Source organism: Blastococcus mobilis (genome assembly GCF_900188025.1).
Classification (GTDB): Bacteria; Actinomycetota; Actinomycetes; order Mycobacteriales; family Geodermatophilaceae; genus Blastococcus_B; species Blastococcus_B mobilis.
This window is the reverse complement of record NZ_FZNO01000034.1, coordinates 1-15,612: the sequence shown is the minus strand read 5'-3', so window position 1 is coordinate 15,612 and position 15,612 is coordinate 1. Positions and strand designations below refer to the sequence as shown.

Annotated in this window: 15 protein-coding genes; 9 read left to right on the top strand and 6 right to left on the bottom strand. The window is 73.2% G+C overall.

What is annotated here, in order from left to right; translation table 11 throughout:
* Nucleotides 1-21 precede the first annotated feature (21 nt).
* A complete protein-coding gene (locus CHB94_RS21650; RefSeq protein ID WP_089338626.1) occupies nucleotides 22-885 on the bottom strand; it encodes an SCO6745 family protein in 864 nt (287 codons plus the stop codon).
* Nucleotides 886-961: 76 nt separating this feature from the next.
* Nucleotides 962-1,489, bottom strand: coding sequence for an HNH endonuclease (locus CHB94_RS21645; RefSeq protein WP_089338625.1), 528 nt, complete (start codon nucleotides 1,487-1,489; stop codon nucleotides 962-964).
* A gap of 211 nt (nucleotides 1,490-1,700) precedes the next feature.
* On the opposite strand from CHB94_RS21645, the gene CHB94_RS21640 reads away from it, so the two are divergent.
* From CHB94_RS21640 to CHB94_RS21600, 9 genes are all read left to right on the top strand, one after another.
* Nucleotides 1,701-3,773, top strand: a complete 2,073-nt coding sequence (locus CHB94_RS21640) for a prolyl oligopeptidase family serine peptidase (protein WP_089338624.1) — start codon at nucleotides 1,701-1,703, stop codon at nucleotides 3,771-3,773.
* A 98-nt stretch (nucleotides 3,774-3,871) separates the two neighbouring features.
* Entirely contained in the window at nucleotides 3,872-4,879 is a 1,008-nt protein-coding gene (locus tag CHB94_RS21635; RefSeq protein ID WP_089338650.1) for a mechanosensitive ion channel family protein, read from the top strand.
* Nucleotides 4,762-6,189 (top strand): MFS transporter, encoded by a 1,428-nt coding sequence (locus CHB94_RS21630; RefSeq protein ID WP_254920836.1) that lies wholly within the window; start codon nucleotides 4,762-4,764, stop codon nucleotides 6,187-6,189. Before CHB94_RS21635 ends, CHB94_RS21630 begins: the two co-directional genes overlap by 118 nt.
* On the top strand, nucleotides 6,186-6,620 hold the full coding sequence (locus tag CHB94_RS21625) for a globin (protein WP_089338623.1): 435 nt from the start codon (nucleotides 6,186-6,188) through the stop codon (nucleotides 6,618-6,620). The genes CHB94_RS21630 and CHB94_RS21625 overlap by 4 nt, the downstream gene beginning before the upstream one ends.
* 91 nt (nucleotides 6,621-6,711) lie before the next feature.
* Nucleotides 6,712-8,298, top strand: coding sequence for a glycoside hydrolase family 13 protein (locus CHB94_RS21620; protein WP_217899428.1), 1,587 nt, complete (start codon nucleotides 6,712-6,714; stop codon nucleotides 8,296-8,298).
* 108 nt (nucleotides 8,299-8,406) lie between these two features.
* Complete coding sequence (locus CHB94_RS21615; protein WP_089338622.1) at nucleotides 8,407-8,973, top strand: biotin transporter BioY; 567 nt, start codon at nucleotides 8,407-8,409, stop codon at nucleotides 8,971-8,973.
* Nucleotides 8,974-8,990: 17 nt separating this feature from the next.
* Nucleotides 8,991-9,728, top strand: coding sequence for an energy-coupling factor ABC transporter ATP-binding protein (locus tag CHB94_RS21610; RefSeq protein WP_089338621.1), 738 nt, complete (start codon nucleotides 8,991-8,993; stop codon nucleotides 9,726-9,728).
* On the top strand, nucleotides 9,728-10,381 hold the full coding sequence (locus CHB94_RS21605) for an energy-coupling factor transporter transmembrane component T family protein (RefSeq protein ID WP_089338620.1): 654 nt from the start codon (nucleotides 9,728-9,730) through the stop codon (nucleotides 10,379-10,381). The genes CHB94_RS21610 and CHB94_RS21605 overlap by 1 nt, the downstream gene beginning before the upstream one ends.
* Nucleotides 10,378-10,908: an MOSC domain-containing protein gene (locus tag CHB94_RS21600; protein WP_089338619.1), complete on the top strand. Its 531-nt coding sequence runs from the start codon at nucleotides 10,378-10,380 to the stop codon at nucleotides 10,906-10,908. Before CHB94_RS21605 ends, CHB94_RS21600 begins: the two co-directional genes overlap by 4 nt.
* 25 nt (nucleotides 10,909-10,933) lie before the next feature.
* On the opposite strand, the gene CHB94_RS21595 is transcribed toward CHB94_RS21600, so the two are convergent.
* From CHB94_RS21595 to ettA, 4 genes are all read right to left on the bottom strand, one after another.
* Nucleotides 10,934-12,079, bottom strand: a complete 1,146-nt coding sequence (locus CHB94_RS21595) for a thiolase family protein (protein WP_254920835.1) — start codon at nucleotides 12,077-12,079, stop codon at nucleotides 10,934-10,936.
* On the bottom strand, nucleotides 12,076-13,113 hold the full coding sequence (locus tag CHB94_RS21590; RefSeq protein WP_089338618.1) for an AMP-binding protein: 1,038 nt from the start codon (nucleotides 13,111-13,113) through the stop codon (nucleotides 12,076-12,078). The genes CHB94_RS21595 and CHB94_RS21590 overlap by 4 nt, the downstream gene beginning before the upstream one ends.
* 97 nt (nucleotides 13,114-13,210) lie before the next feature.
* Entirely contained in the window at nucleotides 13,211-13,624 is a 414-nt protein-coding gene (locus tag CHB94_RS21585; protein ID WP_089338617.1) for an acyl-CoA thioesterase, read from the bottom strand.
* A gap of 60 nt (nucleotides 13,625-13,684) precedes the next feature.
* Nucleotides 13,685-15,355 carry an energy-dependent translational throttle protein EttA gene (ettA, locus tag CHB94_RS21580; RefSeq protein ID WP_089338616.1) on the bottom strand — a complete coding sequence of 557 codons (1,671 nt, stop codon included), beginning with the start codon at nucleotides 15,353-15,355 and terminating at the stop codon, nucleotides 13,685-13,687.
* Nucleotides 15,356-15,612: the final 257 nt, after the last annotated feature.

The window sequence follows — 15,612 nt, the reverse complement described above, 5'->3', positions numbered from 1 at the left end:
GGACGCTAACCCGCCCCGGTGTCAGTCCGGGTCCGGGACACCGATCGGGTTGCCCGCGGGCCAGTCCCCCGCCGCGATGACGGCCCGCCGGACCGGCGTCAGCAGCTCGGCCAGCCGGTCGCACGCGGCGTCGCCGAGTGCCTGCCACGGCCCCAACGCCAGGCGGTCGGTGTCGGCCTCGATCGCGGCGACCATCGCCAGGCCCTCGGCGGTCAGCTCGCCCTCGTCCAGCCAGCGCCGCTCGACCAGCCGGGCGACCGCGTCGTCCCAGGCGGCGTCGTCCCAGCCGCGGGCGCGCATGAGCCATTCCCGGTCCGAGCGGCCGGCGGCGGCCGCGAGCACGTGGGCGGTGACGCCGTCCACCTCGCGCTGCACGAGGGCGACCGAGTGTCCGTCTCCGCGGTGCTCGCGCAGGGTGGTGAGCGACTGCCACAGGCGCAGGTGCGGCTCGTCGGGGACTGCGACGCCCGAGTTCGCGGCCGCCAGTGGCCGGCCGGGTGCATCCACCGCGGCCGCCGCCGTCGTGGTCAGGTCCGCCGCCTCGGCCACCTCGGGCGATGCCGGCCAGTCCGGCCCGAGCACCCGCCGCACCGCTGCATCGATCCCGGCGAGGCGGGCCTCGAGCGCCGCGGCAGGGGTGACCTGGTCCCACACCCCCGGGACCCGGCGGGCCACGAAGGACGGCGCGAAGTTGTAGAAGACCGCCGTCACCACCTCCGGCCCGACGGCGCCCAGCGGCGCGGCGCGGAGCGCGAAGTAGCCGTTCCAAAAGCCGCGGAGCCCGGTTCCCTCGGCGGCGTCGCGGCTCTCCTGCGCGAAGTACGTGAGCGCGTGGAACGGTTCGGCAAGAGCCCACAGACGGCGGGCCGTCCCCGCAGAAGTCATCGGTTCGGCCCCGTCCAGAGGCTCACCGCGAGCGAGCGAGCGGTGAGGAGGACGGGGTCCTTCCAGGGGTCCTCTTTCATGCGCTCACGCTATCGGGCATGCCGAGCCAGTCCCGCCAGCGCGGATCGACCGTCCTGGTGCCCAGCAGGCGCCACGCGGCGCCGCTGGGCGTGCGCGGGGGGTGGGGCAGCACCCAGCCCATCTCGGCCAGCGAGCGGTCGGCCTTGGCGTGGTTGCACCGTCGGCAGGCGGCGACGACGTTGTCCCAGGTGTGGGTCCCCCCGCGGCTCCGCGGAACGACGTGGTCGATGCTCGTCGCCGACCCGCCGCAGTAGACGCAGGTCTGCCCGTCCCGGGTGAAGACGGCGCGCCGGGACAGCGGCACCGACGCCGGATAGGGCACGCGCACGAAACGGGTCAGGCGGACCACGATCGGCACCGGGAGACTCACCGTCTCCGCGTGCACGACGTCCGCCGCGGAGTCGACCGGCTCTGCCTTCTGCGCCAGCACGAGGACGATCGCTCGCCGGCTGGACACCACGCACAAGGGTTCGTACGTGGCGTTCAGCAGCAACGTGGCGCTCGTCGTACCCGGCGACGGCACAGGTAGGAACGATGGATGGCGCGGGTCGCGGCGCGGGCCTGGGTGACCCGCCGACGACGACCCGGACGCGGGACGCGGCACGGATCACCTCCGGATGCCCCGGACCGCCGGTGGCTCCGAGACCCGCGGGCTGCCCCATTCTGACCCGCGCGACGGCGATCGGCGCAGTCAAGCAACTCCCCGCTTCGCCGGGCGAACTACCGTGGGTGCGATGCGCTACCCCGATGCCCCCCGGCTCGACCTCGTCGAGGACCTGCACGGACACCACGTCGCCGACCCCTACCGCTGGCTCGAGGACGACGCCGACCCGCGCACGAGGGAGTGGAGCGAGGCGCAGGACGCGCTCGCCGGAGAGCTGCTCACCGCCCTCCCGATGCGCCTGGGCTTCGCCGCCCGCCTGGAGGAGCTGGTGCACGCCGGCGCCGTCGGCGTCCCGGTCTGGCGCGGCGGGCGGGCCTTCTCGACCCGCCGCGACCCCGGCCAGGAGCACGCGGTGCTCCGGGTGCGCGAGGCCGACGGCACCGTCCGGGTGCTGGTCGACCCGACCGCCCTCGACCCCGAGGGGACGACGACGCTGGACGCCTGGTCCCCCTCGTGGGAGGGCGACCGGCTGGCCTACCAGCTCTCCACGGGCGGCGACGAGGAGTCCCGGCTCTACGTCCTCGACGTGACCACCGGCGAGGTCGTGGACGGTCCGATCGACCGGTGCCGCTACTCCCCCATCGCCTGGCTGCCCGGCGGGGAGGAGCTGTTCTACGTGCGCCGCCTCCCGCCGGACCTCGTCCCAGCGGGCGAGGAGCAGTTCCACCGGCGGGTCTGGCGCCACCGGGTCGGGGCCCCCGCCGACTCCGACGTGCTGGTGCACGGCGAGGGCAGCGACCCCACCACCTACTTCGGCGTGCACACCAGCCCCGACGGCCGCTGGCTGGTCGTCTCGGGTGCGGCCGGCACCGCGCCCCGGGACGACGTGTGGATCGCCGACCTGGCCGGCGACGGAGAACTCGGCGAGTTCCAGGTGGGCGTCGACGCGCAGACCGCCGCCTGGGTCGCCCGCGACGGCCGGCTGTGGCTCATGTCCGACCGGGACGCCCCGCGCTGGCGGCTGGCCGTCGCCGATCCGGCGGACCGGGCCACCTGGGCGCCCTCGGCCTGGCGGGACGTGGTCCCCGAGCTGCCGGACGCCGTGCTGTCCGACGTCGCCCTCGTCGACGCCCCGGACGGCTCGCTGCAGGTGCTGGCGGTCCATGCCGTGGACGCCACCGACCGCCTCTCGGTCTGGGCCGGGGACGGGTCCGGCCGGCTGGCCGATGTCGAGGGTCTGGGTGCGGGCAGCATCTCCGGCGTCAGCTCACCACCCGAAGGGGGCAGCACGGCCTGGGTCGGCTACACCGACTACGCGACGCCGCCGTCGGTCCTGCGCTGGGACGCCGGTTCCCCCACCGCCCTGGCGAGCTGGGAGCAGGCGCCCGTGGCCGGGGACGTGCCGGCGCTGACGGTCGTCGAGACGCACGCGACCTCCGCCGACGGGACACCGGTGCACCTGTTCGTGCTGTCGGGCTCGGGCAGCCCGGACACGCCCCGCCCGGCCGTGCTGTACGGCTACGGCGGCTTCAACGTCTCGGTCAGCCCCGCCTACAGCGCGCAGGCCCTCGCCTGGGTGGCCGCCGGCGGGGTGTGGGCGGTGGCGAACCTGCGGGGTGGCTCCGAGCACGGCGAGGAGTGGCACCGGGCGGGGATGCGCGAGCGCAAGCAGAACGTGTTCGACGACTTCGCCGCCGCTGCCGAGCAGCTGGTGGCCGAGGGCTGGACGACGCACGGGCAACTGGGCGTCATGGGCGGCTCCAACGGCGGGCTGCTGGTGGGCGCGACGCTGACCCAGCGCCCCGACCTCGCCGCCGCGGTGGTCTGCAGTGCGCCGCTGCTGGACATGGTCCGCTACGAGCTGTTCGGCCTGGGCCGCACCTGGAACGACGAGTACGGCAGCGCCGAGGACCCGACCGAGCTGGGCTGGCTGCTGGGCTACTCGCCGTACCACGCGGTCCGGGAGGGGACGGCGTACCCGGCGGTGCTGTTCACCACCTTCGAGTCCGACACCCGCGTGCACCCGCTGCACGGCCGCAAGCTGACTGCCGCCCTCCAGCACGCCACGACGTCGGAGGCGCCCATCGTGCTGCGCCGGGAGACGTCCGTGGGGCACGGGGCGCGGGCGGTCAGTCGCACGGTCGGGCTCGCCGCCGACCAGCTCGCCTTCCTGGCCGAGCACACGGGCCTCGCCGTTCGGTAGGGATTCTTCGGCGAGAAGCCCTTCGGCGGGACGCCTTTCGGTCGAACGCGACCTCGAATCCATGACAGGGGACCGTTCACCTGGAAGGATTTCCGGTGATGAGTCGATCACTAACAGTGCTTGCCGCGGACGACGGGTCCCCGGGCGTGCCCGACTGCGCGGAGTACTGGCTCTGCCAGCAGCTCTACGACTGGTTCGGCCTGGACTGGCTGGCGGAGAACGCCCAGGTGCTCGTCGCCACGCCCGCACGCATCGTGCTGGTCGTCGTCCTGGCCGTCGTGGTCCGGGCGCTGGCCCACCGGGGCATCCGCCGGCTGACCGACCGCACCTCCACCGGAGCGGTGCCCACGATCCTGCGGCCGCTGCGCAACCGGGTGGCGCAGAGCGACGCCGGCGACCAGATCACCGAACGCCGCACCCAGCGGGCGGAGGCCATCGGCTCGGTCCTGCGCAGCTTCGCCTCCATCGTGGTGCTGGGCATCGCCGTGGTCCTGGTACTCGGCGAGCTGGGCATCAACCTCGCGCCGATCGTGGCCAGTGCCGGCGTGGTCGGCGTGGCCCTCGGCTTCGGCGCGCAGAACCTCATCAAGGACTTCGTCGCCGGGATCGGCATCATCCTCGAGGACCAGTACGGGGTCGGTGACGTCGTGGACCTCGGTGAGGCCAGCGGCACGGTGGAGGCGGTCGGCCTGCGGATCACCCGACTGCGGGACGTCAACGGGGTCGTCTGGTACGTCCGGAACGGCGAGGTGCTGCGGGTGGGGAACAAGAGCCAGGGATTCGCCCAGGTCGTCATCGACATGCCGGTGGCCCACGACACCGACCTGGAGAAGGCCCGCGCGATCATGCAGGAGGTCGCGGACGCGATGTACCGCGAGGAGGACTGGGCCGCCGTCCTGCTGGCCGAGCCGGAGTCCCTCGGCGTGGAGCAGATCACCGCGGAGGGCGTCTTCCTGCGGCTGGTGGTCCGCGCCACGAACGCCGATCAGTGGCGGGTCGGCCGCGAGCTCCGGATGCGGCTCAAGGAGCGCTTCGTCGCCGAGGGCATCCGCACGCCGCTGCCGCTGCTGGCCGGGACCACCGGCGTCTCGGCGGGGATCCGCTGACCGCGTCCGCGCCGGAGGGGACGCCGGCCCCCGGCGACCCGCTGCGGCAGGCGACCTTCCGCGAGGTCTTCGCGGTCCGTGAGTTCCGGCCGCTGTTCGGGACGTTCCTGCTGTCCACCGCCGGCGACGAGCTGGCCCGGGTGGCCCTCACGGTGCTGGTCTACCAGCGCACCTCCTCACCCCTGCTGTCGGCGCTGACCTTCGCGATCGGTTACCTGCCGTGGCTGCTGGGCGGCCCCCTGCTGGCGGCCCTCGCCGACCGCCTCCCCCGCCATCGGGTGCTCATCGCCACCGACGCCGGGCGTGCGGTGCTCCTGGCCGGCATGGCGATCCCCGGGATTCCGCTGCCGGTGATGCTGGCGCTGCTGTTCCTGGTCTCGCTGGGCTCGCCGCCGTTCGAGTCCGCCCGCTCCGCGCTCATGGCCGACGTGCTGGACGGCGACCGCTACGCCGTCGCCAGCTCCCTGACCAACATCACCCTGCAACTGGCGCAGGTGGTGGGCTTCGTCCTGGCCGGAGCGCTCGTCGCCGCCCTGAACCCCTCGGCCGCCCTGCTCATCGACGCCGCGACGTTCGCGGTGTCGGCGCTGTGGCTGTGGAAGGGCCTCCAGCCTCGCCCGGCTCCGGCGAGCGAGTCCGGCGAGGAACGCCGGACCCTGTTGCAGGACACCGCCGACGGGTTGCGGCTCATCCGCCGGTCGACGCGGCTGCTGGCCATCGTGGGTCTCCTCTGGACCGCCACGCTCTTCACCTACGCGGCCGAAGGCGTGGCCGCACCGTGGGTGGACGAGCTGGGTAAGGGTGCGACGGCGCTCGGGGTGCTGCTGGCGGCCAACCCGCTCGGGGTGACGCTCGGCGGGCTGGTGATCGCCCGGTTGGTTCCCCCGGCCCGGCGGGAGCCGCTCGTGGTCCCCCTCGTCGTGCTCTCGCTGGTGCCGGTCCTCCTCGCGGGGGCGGTCGGGCTCGTCCTCGGCCCGGGCAGCCTGCCGTTCGGGCTCGTCGTGGGCTTGCTGTTCCTGTCCGGGATCGGCGCGGCCTGGCTCATCCCGCTGAACGTCTCGTTCGTGCAGGCGGTGCCGAGCGCCTTCCGTGGCCGCGCGTTCGGGGTGGCAGTGACCGGCCTCTACGGCGTCCAGGGCCTCGGGGCCCTCGGCGCCGGGCTCGCCGCCGAGGGCGTCTCGCCCAGCGGCGCCGTCGCCCTGTCCGGTGCCCTGGGGCTGGTCGCGGTCGTCCCGATGCTGGTCGCCTTCCACCGGACCCGGGGTTCCGTGGCGGCAGCCGCGCCCGGTGAGGGACCATCGGAGTCATGAGCGAGTCGAGTCGATCCCTGCCCTCGGCGCGCACCTTCTACGACGAGGTCGGCGGCGCCCCGACCTTCACCCGGCTGATCGCGCACTTCTACGCCGCGGTCCGCACCGATCCGGTGATCGGCCCGCTGTACCCGCAGGACGACTGGCAGGGCGCGGAGGTCCGGCTGCGGTCCTTCCTCGAGCAGTACTGGGGCGGGCCCACCACCTATTCCCAGCAGCGCGGCCACCCGCGGCTGCGGATGCGGCACGCGCCGTTCGCGATCGGCCCGGTCGAGCGCGACGCCTGGCTGACCCACATGCGGGCGGCGGTGGACTCCCTCGGCCTCACCGCCGAGCAAGACGCGACGCTCTGGGGTTACCTGGAGATGGCTGCTCGCAGCATGCAGAACCGCTTTCCGGACGACGCCGGCGGCGACCTCTCCCCCGCCTGAGAAAACACCCCCTGCCCCCCACCGCTCGCAGGCTCGCGGCGGGACCCTGCAGGGGGCCCGCGCATGACCACACGACACGCTGAGGAGCCCGGTGCACGCGCGCCCGAACGCCGTCCTGCCAGAGTCCGCCGACTGGTGGCGGGACGCGGTCTTCTACCAGATCTACGTCCGCAGCTTCGCCGACGGGAACGGTGACGGCGTCGGCGACCTCGCCGGCATCCGTAGCCGGCTGCCGTACCTCGCCGACCTCGGCGTCGACGCCCTCTGGATGACGCCGTTCTACCCGTCGCCCATGGCCGACCACGGCTACGACGTCGCCGACCCGCGGGACGTCGAGCCGGTGTTCGGCGACCTCGACGAGTTCGACGCCCTGCTGGCCGACGCCCACGGGCTGGGCTTGCGAGTGACCATCGACCTGGTCCCCAACCACAGCTCGCACGACCACGAGTGGTTCCGGGCGGCACTGGCGGCGGCGCCGGGATCGCCGGAGCGCGCCCGCTACCTGTTCCGGGCGGGCCGGGGCCCCGACGGCAGCGAGCCGCCGAACAACTGGCCCTCGGTCTTCGGCGGCCCGGCGTGGACCCGGGTGCCCGACGGCCAGTGGTACCTGCACATCTTCGCTCCGGAGCAACCCGACCTGAACTTCGCCGACCCGGAGGTGGTCGCCGACCTCGAGAAGACGATGCGGTTCTGGCTGGACCGCGGCGTCGACGGCTTCCGCATCGACGTCGCCCACGGCATGGCGAAGCCGGACGGCCTGCCGGACATGGTGCCGATGGAGGACACCGGGCTGCTCGACGACCACGGCCCCGGTGACCTGCGCTTCGACCAGGACGGCGTGCACGTCGTGCACCGCCGCATCCGCGCGGTGCTCGACCAGTACCCGGGGACCATGGCGGTCGGCGAGGTCTGGGTCTCCGACGACGACCGGCTCGCCCAGTACCTCCGCGAGGACGAGCTCCAGCTCGCGTTCAACTTCAAGCTGCTCACCGCGGACTGGACCGCCGACGCGCTGCGCCAGGCGGTCAGCCACTCCCTGGCCACGGTGGCCGGGACGCCGGCACCGGCGTGCTGGGTGCTCTCCAACCACGACCGGCCCCGGCACGTGACCCGGTACGGCGGTGGTGAGCTCGGCCTGCGGCGCGCCCGGGCGGCCGCCCTGCTGCAGCTGGCCCTGCCCGGAGCCGCCTACCTCTACAACGGGGACGAGCTCGGGATGCCCGACGTCGACCTGCCCGACGAGGCGCTGCAGGACCCGATGTGGGAGCGGTCGGGCCACGCCGAACGGGGCCGCGACGCCTGCCGCATCCCGCTGCCGTGGTCGGGCACCGAACCCGCGTACGGGTTCTCGTCGCGACCCGACACCTGGCTGCCGATGCCGGAGGGCTGGGGCGGGCTCACCGCGGAGGCCCAGGCGGCGGATCCCTCGTCGATACAGTCGCTGTACCGGAGTGCCCTGGCGTTGCGGCGGTCGTCCGCGGCCTTCGGGGGCGAGGAGCTGGAGTGGCTGCCGGCGCCCGAGGGCTGCCTCGCGTTCCGCCGTCCCAGCGGGCTGGTGTGCCTGGTCAACCTCTCCGGAACCGCGGTGCCACTGCCGGAGGGCCGGGTGCTGCTGGCCAGCTCCGCCGTCGGCGGCGGGACCCTCCCGGACGACACGGCGGTGTGGCTGCAGGCCTGAAACGGTCGATCACGGGATCACGCCGAATCCGATCCCGGGGGCTCCGGTAGTTTCCGGGCGACGACGACGCCCGGACGCTGACGCGGGCCTGCCACCAGGAGATCTGCCGTGAAGACCAAGGACCTCGCCTACATCGCACTCTTCGCCGCGATCGTGGCGGTGCTGGGGCTGCTGCCGCCCGTGCCCGTGCCAGGGATCCCGGTGCCGATCACCGCGCAGACCCTGGGCGTGATGCTGGCCGGCTCGGTGCTCGGTGCGCGCCGGGGCGGATTGGCGCTGCTGGCGTTCCTCGCGGTGGTCGCGGTCGGGCTGCCGGTTCTCTCCGGCGGCCGTGGAGGGCTCGGCGTCTTCGTCGGGCCGTCCGCCGGATACCTGTACAGCTGGCCGATCGCGGCCTTCGTCATCGGCCTGCTCACCCAGCTGTTCTGGCGGCGGTACAACCTCGCCTGGGCCCTGGTGGCCAATCTGATCGGCGGCCTGCTGGTCATCTACGCGATCGGCATCCCGTTCACCAGCCTCTACGCGGACATCCCACTCTGGACGTCGTTCACCGGAGCGTTCGCCTTCATCCCGGGTGACGTGGTCAAGGCGGTGGCGGCGTCCCTGGTCGCCGTGGCCGTCCACAAGGCCTATCCGGTCATCGATCTGCCTACCCGGCGCGCGACGGCCGGCTGACGACCCTGAGGTTCTCGGTGCGGTGGGGACGGCGTGCTGAGGCCGCGACCGCGGCCTCGGCGGCCACCCTCCCGCGGACGGCGATCGAACTGCGCGACGTCGCCCACTTCTATGGCGACCGCCCCGTTCTCACGGATGTCTCGCTGACCCTGACCGAGCGCCGGATCGGCGTCATCGGTGGGAACGGGTCGGGCAAGAGCACGTTCGCCCGTCTGCTCAACGGGCTGGTGGTGCCCTCCACGGGCACCGTGCTGGTCGACGGCCTGAACACCCGCACGCAGGGCCGGGAGGTGCGCCGCAGGGTCGGCTTCGTCTTCCAGGACCCGGACGCGCAGATCGTGCACCCGACGGTCGAGGAGGACCTGGCGTTCGGGCCGCACAACCAGGGCCTGCCTGCCGAGGAGACCGCGCGGCGGGTCGACGAGATGCTCGTTCGCTACGGCCTGGCGGGGCACCGGGACCACCCCGCGCACCTGCTCAGCGGCGGGCAGAAGCAGTTGCTGGCGATCGCCGGCGTCCTGGTCATGCAGCCCCAGCGGATCGTGTTCGACGAGCCGACGACGCTGCTGGACCTGGCCAACACCCGGCGGGTGTCCCGGGTCATCGACGCGCTGGAACAGGACGCCGTCGTGGTCACCCACCACCTCGACCTGCTGGACGGGTTCGACCGCGTCCTGGTGTTCGAGGACGGCCGCGTGGTCGCGGACGGCCCGCCGGCCGAGACGGTGCCCTGGTACGCGGCGAGGATGAGCTGATGCAGTCGCTGTACGTGCCGGGGACCACCCACGTGCACCGGGCGCCCGCGGGGGTGAAGCTCGCCGTGCTGGCGTTGCTCGGGCTGGCGCTGTTCGCGACCGCGCGCCTCGTGGTGGTGGCCGCCGCGTTCGTGCTCGTGCTCGCTGCCGGGCTCCTCTGGGCGCGGCTGCCGCGCCGGGCACTGCTCTCGCAGGTGCGACCGGTGTGGATCTGGCTGGTCGCACTGTTCGGCTTCCACCTGCTGGTGACCGGCCCGCTCGTCGGCGCGGTCGCCGTGCTCCGACTGTTGACCTTGGTGATCGCCGCCGCCGTGGTGACCGCGACGACGCGGGTGACGGCGCTGGTGGCGGTCATCGAGTGGCTGACGTCGCCGCTGCGGGTGTTCGGGGTGCGCCCCGGGCGGATCGGGCTGGTCATCGCGATGACACTGCGGTTCATCCCGCTGGTCGCGGACCGGGCGGCCCGCATCAGGGAGGCCCAGGCGGCACGGGGCGCCGACCGGGTGCGGCCGGCCATGGTCGTGCCGCTGCTCGTGCAGGTGCTGCGGATGGCGACCACGGTCGGCGAGGCGCTCGACGCCCGGGGAGCGGGCGACGTCACCGCCCGCCGACCCGGTCGGCGCGCGGCGGTCGACAGCGTGCGGACGACGTGACCGGGGGCGTCCTCACGGAGATCTGGCTGACCGGGACCGCGGCCGCGCCGATGCGCCGCGTGCCCACCGGGCAGTTGGTGGCCGGCGCGGGACTGGACGGCGACCGTTACGCGCTCGGCGGGGGCACCTGGGCCCAGTACCCGGACCTGGAGAAGCAGCTGACGCTGATCGACCGGGACGACGTGGCCGCCGTCGCCGCGGACGTGGGGGTGGATCTGCTGCCCGGCGACACCCGGCGCAACCTCGTGACCGTGGGTGTGGACCTGCCCGCGCTGGTGGGACGGTGGTTCGCCGTCGGGGATGCGCTGCTGTTCGGGATGAAGCGCTGTCCGCCGTGCACTCACCTCGAACGGCTGATCGGCGCGCGGCTGGTGAAAGCGATGCTGCATCGCGGCGGGATCAACGCAGCCGTGTTCGCCGGCGCGGAGATCGCCGAGGGGGCCGTCATCCGGCCGCTCTCCGACGGCGAGGCGGCCCGGCGCGGGGCGCCGGTCGGAGCCGACGCCCCCGTTCCCCGGCGGGTCTGACCGCACCGCGGCTCCGAACGAACGCTCAACCGCAGCGCTGCACCACCATCGCGACGCCCTGGCCTCCGCCGACGGCGATCGCGGCGAGGCCGTAGCCGCCGGGACGGCCGGCCAGTTGCGCGAAGAGCCGGACAGCGAGGACCGCGCCGGAGGCACCCCACGGATGACCGAGCGCCAGGGCTCCGCCCTCGGGACACACGCGTGCGGGGTCGAGGCCGAGCGCGGCGCAGCAGGCCAGCACCTGCCCGGCGAAGGCCTCGTTGAACTCGATCACGTCGATGTCGTCGAGCGTCAGGCCGGCTCGGTCCAGAGCGAGCCGAGTGGCCGGGACGATGCCCAGGCCGGGTCGATCGGGGGCGACACCGGCGGTCGCGGTGGCGAGCACCCGCAGGCCGGGCACTCCCAGGCGGCGATGCGTGGCGGCGTCGACAGCGGTGACCACGGCGGCGCCGTCGTTCACACCGCAGGAGTTGCCGGCGGTGACGGTGCCGTCGGGCAGGAAGGCCGGGCGCAGGCGGGCGAGCCGCTCCGCCGACAGGCCCGAGCGGGGCCGGTCGTCGGTGCTGACGGCGCCGAGAGGCACGATCTCTGCGTCGAACCCGCCGGCCTGCTGGGTGGCGACGGCGCGGGCGTGCGAGCGCGCGGCGTACTCGTCCTGGGCGCGGCGGTGGACGCCGTGCTCGCGGGCGAGCAGGTCGGCGGCCGGTCCCATGTCCGGATCGGCCCAGCCGGCCGGCGCGAACGGGGCGCGCTGGAAGCGGGTCGGCGGACCGCCGTCGACCGGCGGCCAGGAGCGCCACGGCGCGGTGGAGGCGGACTCCACTCCCCCGGCCAGCACGACTCCCGGCTCCGCTCGCAGCATCGAGATGGCGAGCACGACGGCGGCCAGACCGCTGCCGCACTGCCGGTCGACCGTGAGGCCTGGGACGCCGACCGGGAGCCCGGCCTGCAGCGCCGCGACCCGCGCGACGTCGCCGCCGGGTCCCATGCAGTTCCCGAGCACGACGTCGCGGAGGTTGGCCCGCGCAGCGGGCTGGAGTTCATCGGCGAGAGCCCTGATGACCGGTGCGGCGAGGTCGGCGGCGGTGAGCGCCGCCAGGGAGCGGCCCGCCGTCCCGATGGGTGTCCGCCGGGCCGCTATCAGTACGGGCATGTCGTCGAAGCGGCTCACGACTTGCTCCGGCTCGACGAGGTGACAGCTGTCAGCTGCCCGTTCGCCGCCATGGCCGACAGGGCGATGCGGTCGACTTTGCCGCTCGGGGTCACGGGAAACGATGGCACGGCGAACCACAGCCGGGGCTGCTGCGCCGACGCCAGTTCGGCCCGCGCCACCGACCGGATCCGCGCCGCAGCCGCCGGTTCGGTCACGACTGCGCCGACCACCTGGCCGAGACGGCGATGCGGTACGCCGACGATGACGACATCGCTCCCGGTGGCGCGCCGCAGCGCCTGCTCCACGTCCGCCACCAGCACGGTGACCCCGCCGGTCAGGACCATCGCGGTTCCGCGGCCGGCGACGGTGAGGAGCCCCTGCTCGAGACTGCCGCGGTCGCCCACGGTGGCGAACCCGGCGTCGTCCACGGCGAACGGGCCGTCAGCGCCATGGTCGTATTCCAGGGAACGGTCGTATCCCAGGGAGAGATAGGGCGAGCGCACCCAGATGGTGTCGGTGCGGATCTCGATCTCGACGCCGGGGAAAGGCTGCAGGTCCTCCTCGTGGGTTCCCCAGGCGACGAAGGACAGCTCCGCTGCCCCGTAGTAGTGGCTGGTGCGAGCACCGCTCGCGCGGGCGCGCGCGGCCGTGTCGCGCGAGAGCCGATCGCCGGCGACGACGACGTGGACACCCCGCAGGTCGGCGCCGCCGCCAAGGGCGGTCAGCAGAGTCGCCGGGGTGAGGTGTGCATGTGTGGCCTCCTCCGGTGTATCCACCAGGATCGCGCCGACCATGCGGGCGTGGACGGCGGCGAAGAGGTTCATCGTCGCCGCCAGCGGCCCGGGCACCCATACCCGTGAGCACCCGTCGATCTCGGTCAGGCGCGAGACGTGAGCGAAGGAGTCGACCCAGGACGCGGTGGTGCGGACGACCGACCGTGGTCGGCTCGTCGTCCCGGACGTCGGCAGTGAGATGAGCTCGCCGTGCTCGTGCGCGTTCAGGACCGCCGCCACGGGGTCCGGCGCCGACGCGATCTCCCGGACGGGGGGCATGTCCTGCCCTCCACTCCGTCCGGGGGTGGCCAGGGGACTCTCGTTCCGGGGTCCGGGCGGACGACGCGCTGGCCGGTGCGCTCGTGGCATGGCCGCGTCAGGCCGCCGCTTCGTCGGTGTAGCGGGCGAGGAACTCCTTCTCCTCCGGCGTGATGCGCCGCGGGCGCTCGAGGGCGAAGTCGAACGGGACGAGGACCGTGCTGCCGGTGACGGCGAGCCGGCCGTGGTCGAAGAGCTCGTAGTGGCACGTGAAGGACGCGGCCCGGATGCCGGACACCCAGATCTGGATCTCCAGGGGCTCGGCGTCGTAGAGGACCGAACGCTTGTAGGCGATCTCGTGCGAGTGGACGACGAGGCCGCGGCGCATGCCGGTCTGCTCGTCGTGCGTGGGGTGCTCGAAGAAGAGGTTGACGCGGGCCATCTCGAAGTAGTCGAGGAAGGCCACGTTGTTGATGTGCTGGTAGGCGTCCATGTCCGACCAGCGCATGGGGACGTGCACCGTGTGTCTCACGGGCGACACCCTGCCGCACGGCTGCCGGGGGGCGCGCACGCCCCCCGGCAACCCGACGGGTCAGTCGCGGGTGAGCTTCCGGTACGTGGCGCGGTGCGGGCGGGTGGCCTCCTGGCCGAGCCGCTCGACCTTGTTCTTCTCGTAGTCGGCGAAGTTGCCCTCGAACCAGAACCACTTGGACTCGCCCTCGTAGGCGAGGATGTGCGTCGCCACCCGGTCCAGGAACCAGCGGTCGTGGCTGACGACGACGGCGCAGCCGGGGAACTCCAGCAGCGCGCTCTCCAGGCTGGTGAGCGTCTCGACGTCCAGGTCGTTGGTGGGCTCGTCGAGCAGCAGCAGGTTGCCACCCTGCTTGAGCGTCAAGGCGAGGTTGAGGCGGTTCCGCTCGCCACCGGACAGCACGCCAGCCGGCTTCTGCTGGTCGGGGCCCTTGAACCCGAACGCCGCGACGTAGGCGCGCGAGGGCATCTCGACGTTGCCGACCTTGATGTGGTCCAGACCGTCGGAGACGACGTCCCACAGCGTCTTCTTGGGGTCGATGCCGCTGCGGTTCTGCTCGACGTAGGAGAGCTTGACCGTCTCGCCGACCTTGATCTCGCCGTCGTCCGGCTTCTCCTCGCCGACCAGCATCTTGAACAGCGTGGTCTTGCCGGCACCGTTGGGGCCGACGACGCCGACGATGCCGTTGCGCGGCAGCGTGAAGGACAGGTCGTCGATCAGCACGCGGTCGCCGAAGCCCTTGGTGAGGTTCTTGGTCTCGACCACGACGCTGCCCAGTCGCGGCCCGGGCGGGATCTGGATCTCCTCGAAGTCGAGCTTGCGGAACTTGTCGGCCTCCGCGGCCATCTCCTCGTACCGGGCCAGCCGGGCCTTGCTCTTGGCCTGGCGGGCCTTCGCGCCCGAGCGCACCCACTCGAGCTCGTCCTTGAGCCGCTTGGCGCGCTTGGCGTCCTTGGCGCCCTCGACCTTGAGCCGGGCCGCCTTGGTCTCCAGGTAGGTGGAGTAGTTGCCCTCGTAGGGGTAGGCCCGGCCCCGGTCGAGCTCGAGGATCCACTGGGCGACGTTGTCGAGGAAGTACCGGTCGTGGGTGACGGCGACGACGGTGCCGGCGTACTTCTCCAGGTGCTGCTCCAGCCACGCCACGCTCTCGGCGTCGAGGTGGTTGGTGGGCTCGTCGAGGAGCAGCAGGTCCGGCGCCTCGAGCAGCAGCTTGCACAGCGCGACGCGGCGGCGCTCACCACCGGAGAGCACGGTGACGTCGGCGTCGCCGGGCGGGCAGCGCAGCGCGTCCATGGCCTGCTCGATGCGGGCGTCGAGCTCCCAGCCGTCGTGGTTCTCGATCGTCTCCATGAGCTCGCCCTGCTCGGCGAGGAGGGCGTCGAAGTCGGCGTCGGGCTCCCCCATCGCCGCGCTGACCTCCTCGAAGCGGCGCAGCGCGTCCCGGAGGGGCTTGACCGCCTCCTCGACGTTGCCCCGCACGTCGAGCGCCTCGTTCAGCGGCGGCTCCTGGAGCAGGATGCCGACCGTCGCCTCGGGCGCCAGGGCCGCGTCTCCGTTGGAGGGCTGCTGCATGCCGGCCATGATCTGCAGCACGGTCGACTTGCCGGCGCCGTTGGGACCGACCACGCCGATCTTGGCGCCGGGCAGGAACGACAGGGTGACGTCGTCCAGGATCACCTTGTCGCCGTGTGCCTTGCGCGCACGGACCATCGTGTAGATGTACTGAGCCACTGGGCTTCGGAGCCTTCCGTCGTCTCGCGAGCGGGGGCAGGGCCGCCGGTCGGCGGCCCCACCCCGTGCGTTCTCGTGTCCGATCCTCCCAGCCCGGGGCAACTAGTACTACAGCCGCACCTGTCTTGTCGGCTGCGGTGTGTCTACTGGGTTGAGGGCTTCGAGGTCACGACTGTCTCGGGATGGTCGAAGATGTGACCGTGGCCGAGGTCGAGGACTGGGCCGTGGGTCTGGAGAAGGTGCTCGAGCGGATCGGT